Source organism: Mesorhizobium sp. M8A.F.Ca.ET.021.01.1.1, assembly GCF_003998025.1.
Classification (GTDB): domain Bacteria; phylum Pseudomonadota; class Alphaproteobacteria; order Rhizobiales; family Rhizobiaceae; genus Mesorhizobium.
Window position 1 is genome coordinate 1 of the sequence record NZ_RZSJ01000605.1, and the last position, 3,675, is coordinate 3,675.

The following is a 3,675-nucleotide window of genomic DNA, read 5'->3' on the forward strand; positions in this document are numbered from 1 at the left end:
GATGAGCAAAGCCACTGCCGTGGCGCTGGTGACCGGTGGAGCGAAACGGATCGGCAAGGCGATCGTCGAGGACCTCGCCAGCCATGGTTTTGCGGTCGCCATCCACTCCAACCGCTCGCACGATGAGGCGGATGCGCTGGCCGAGGGGATTAACCGGTCGGGCGGCCGCGCCGCCGTGGTTGCGGCTGATCTGACCGACATGGACGCCGTCAGCGAGCTCGTCGGCCAGGCGGAAGCCGCGCTGGGCCTGATCTCGCTGCTGGTCAACAATGCTTCGCTCTTCGTCGACGATTCAGTGGAAGATTTCGACTGGCACGCCTGGGACCGCCACTTCGCCATTCATGTGAAGACGCCGGCGCTGTTGGCGCAGACCTTCGCCCGTTCCTTGCCGGAGGGGCGGGAGGGGCTGATCGTCAACATCATCGACCAGCGCGTCTGGCGGCCGACGCCGCGCTATTTTTCCTATGCGTTGTCGAAATCGGCATTGTGGACCCAGACGCAGATGTTGGCACAGGCGCTCGGGCCCCGCATCCGCGTCAATGCGATCGGGCCGGGCCCGACGCTGAAGAACGCGCGCCAGGACGATTCGGATTTTGACGCGCAGGTCGCCGGCCTGATTCTGAAGCGCGGCCCGGAATTGCCGGAATTCGGCGCCACCATCCGCTATCTGTGGGAGACGCGCTCGGTCACCGGCCAGATGATCGCGCTCGATGGCGGCCAGCATCTTGCATGGCAGACGCCCGATGTGACAGGCATGGCGGAATAGCAGTCGAAATCCTTGTTGGGGTCTAATTTGATCGGCTAAAAGCACAACCGGGCTGTCCCGACGATTGTGGCTTCTGGAAAAAGTCTCTGACGATGGCGCTCCCCGGGGCTGTTCGGCAGCACTCCCGACCTGCAGCGCTGAGCGGCTCCGGCATGCCGCCAATGTCGGCACTTGCCCAAGCACGGTGCCGCGTAATATGCGGTTGGACGGAAGGGGTCACAGGTGTCCCCACGCCCGACTGCCCCTGAACCGGACGCGTCAACATCCGGCTCTCAGGCGTCATACGCTGGTTCCGGCTTCAAAAGTCCAGTCAGCCAGTAGCAGCCAATGGCCGAGATGGGTGGAACATTGCTGGGCCGGCGGTCAATGCTTGAGGCACTTGCGCGCCATTGCCATTGCTTTGTAAGTCCCCTTCAGATCGACGACAAAGGCTCCCTTGGTCTCAGGAAACACGATCATTTTATATCTCTTCGCCACGTCACGCTTGAATTTCGGGTCGTCGGTCAAGATGTAGCCGCCAGAATATCCGCCCTTGAGTATTCCGTTCGTGGTGGTGGCCACTCCCTTGTAGAGATGGCCGTCGATAGAAACGAAGATATCCGACTGCTTCCCGTTCTGGAGGCCGATATCCACCGTCGTGAACACGCCAAGATACCCGACTTCCCGATTCGCGGTAACACCCATTTGAACCGAACTTGGGCCGTCCGAGTGGACGAGCAAGCAATCGCCGCGGGTTTGATTGGTGTAAACTGTCCAGCCTTGGACGTCTCCATATTTGACCAGGACATCGCTGGCCTTTGGGAGGGGATTCTCTGTCTGGGCATAGGCAGCCATCGCAGACGAAAGAGCTACCGACGTGACCGCGATGAGCGTCATGAACTTTCGCATAACATTTCCCTCGTGAGTAAGTTGAAGTATCTATCACTTGGGCATCGTAGTCGGCTGCCCCATGCCTGGATAGTTGGACCTAGGGGAGGAGCGCTGGCCAACCGCTCGGTTCGTCCGAGGTGGTTTAACTCGGTCATTAATTTGCGGTATCGGGTCAATGCTGCTGTCGCCGGGAGAGGCAACCTACAGTCGTTCCAAGGACTGTCCCGCCACTCCAGCATTGACACCACGGTGAAATATGCCCAGGTCACGCATGACGATCTGGCGGCGGTGTCCCGGAAGGGAGGCTGTGATAAACCCGTGAAGGAAAGCCCAGGAATTAGTCCCGGAGAAACCGGTTCGGTCGCTGTAAAGATTTGAAACGGCGAGTAGTTCGGGCGTGTCCTATTGGGCGCCGGATGTGACAGGCATGAAGGAATGAGTCCCTTAGACCACAAGAGCAAGCCGCGTGGCGGCGCCGATGATTTGCCTCCTGAAATCGACCTCGAGGATGAGGCGATCGAGGAGATCGTCGAACCGGTCGGCCCGGATGTGGCGTTCACGGCAATCGACTGGACGCCGCATGCCGGCGATGCCGAAGGCATGGTGGGTGCCGAGGTGATCCAGACGCTGGTCAAGCGGCTGCCCAATGCGCCCGGCGTCTACCGGATGATGAACGCCGCCGGCGACGTGCTTTATGTCGGCAAGGCGCGCAGCCTGAAGAAGCGTGTCACCAACTACGCGCAAGGCAGATTCCACACCAACCGCATCGGCCGCATGGTGCGCGAGACGTCGACGATGGAGTTCGTCGTCACCCGCACCGAGATCGAGGCGCTGCTGCTCGAAGCCAATCTCATCAAGCGTTTGCGGCCGCGATTCAATGTGCTGATGCGGGACGACAAGTCGTTTCCGTATATCCTTTTGACCGGCGACCATGTCTCGCCCGGCATCTACAAGCATCGCGGCGCGCGGTCGCGCAAGGGCGACTATTTCGGCCCCTTTGCCTCGGCCGGTGCCGTTGGCCGCACCATCAATTCGCTGCAGCGCGCCTTTCTGCTCAGAAGCTGCACCAATTCCTTCTATGAGAACCGCACGCGGCCATGCCTGCTCTACCAGATCAAGCGCTGCGCCGGTCCGTGCACCGGCGAAATCTCGCATGAGGGTTATGCCGAGCTTGTCGACGAAGCGAAGGATTTTTTGTCCGGCCGCAGCCAGAAGGTGAAGACCGAGATTTCGGCTGCCATGCAGCAGGCTTCGCAAGACCTCGATTTCGAGCGAGCCGCCATCTATCGCGACCGGCTGGCGGCCTTGTCGCACGTGCAGAGCCATCAGGGCATCAACCCGGCGACCGTCGACGAGGCCGATGTGTTCGCCATCCACCAGGAAGGCGGCCAGGTCTGCATCCAGGTGTTCTTCTTCCGCACCGGCCAGAACTGGGGCAACCGCGCCTATTTCCCAAAGGCCGATCCGGCGCTGGAGGGATCGGAAGTGCTGGGCTCGTTCCTGGCGCAGTTCTATGACGACAAGCCGACACCGCGTGCCATCCTCTTGTCGCAGACCGTCGAGGACCAGGAACTGCTGGCCGAGGCGCTCTCGACCCGCGCCGGCCGCAAGGTGACGATCTCGGTGCCGCAGCGCGGCGAGAAAAAGGACCTGACCGAAAACGCCTTGCAGAATGCGCGTGAGGCGCTTGGCCGCCGGCTGGCCGAGACCTCGACGCAAGCGCGGCTGCTTGCCGGTTTCGCCGAGACCTTCGGCCTGTCAAAGCCGCCGGTGCGCATCGAGATCTACGACAACTCGCACATCATGGGCACCAACGCCGTCGGCGCCATGGTCGTCGCGGGGCCGGAAGGCTTTGTGAAGAACCAGTACCGGAAATTCAACATACGCTCGACGGAGATCACGCCGGGCGACGATTTCGGTATGATGCGCGAAGTGATGGAGCGGCGATTTTCGCGATTGCTCAAGGAGCATGGCGATGTTGTCCTTGCCGACGATGCGGCAGGGGGCGAGGCAGCGGCAGTCGAGGCGGGCGACGATAT

Annotated in this window: 3 protein-coding genes; 2 read left to right on the forward strand and 1 reads right to left on the reverse strand. The window is 61.3% G+C overall.

From position 1 onward, the window contains the following. The first annotated feature begins 1 nt into the window (after window position 1). Entirely contained in the window at window positions 2–766 is a 765-nt protein-coding gene (locus tag EOA36_RS30640) for an SDR family oxidoreductase (protein WP_127280666.1), read from the forward strand. A 363-nt stretch (window positions 767–1,129) separates the two neighbouring features. Here the strand turns inward: EOA36_RS30640 and EOA36_RS30645 are convergent, their stop codons facing one another. Next, complete coding sequence (locus EOA36_RS30645; RefSeq protein ID WP_127280667.1) at window positions 1,130–1,654, reverse strand: hypothetical protein; 525 nt, start codon at window positions 1,652–1,654, stop codon at window positions 1,130–1,132. A gap of 417 nt (window positions 1,655–2,071) precedes the next feature. On the opposite strand from EOA36_RS30645, the gene uvrC reads away from it, so the two are divergent. Further along, window positions 2,072–3,675, forward strand: a 1,604-nt coding sequence (gene uvrC, locus EOA36_RS30650; protein WP_127280668.1) for an excinuclease ABC subunit UvrC, incomplete at its 3' end; no start/stop codon positions are given.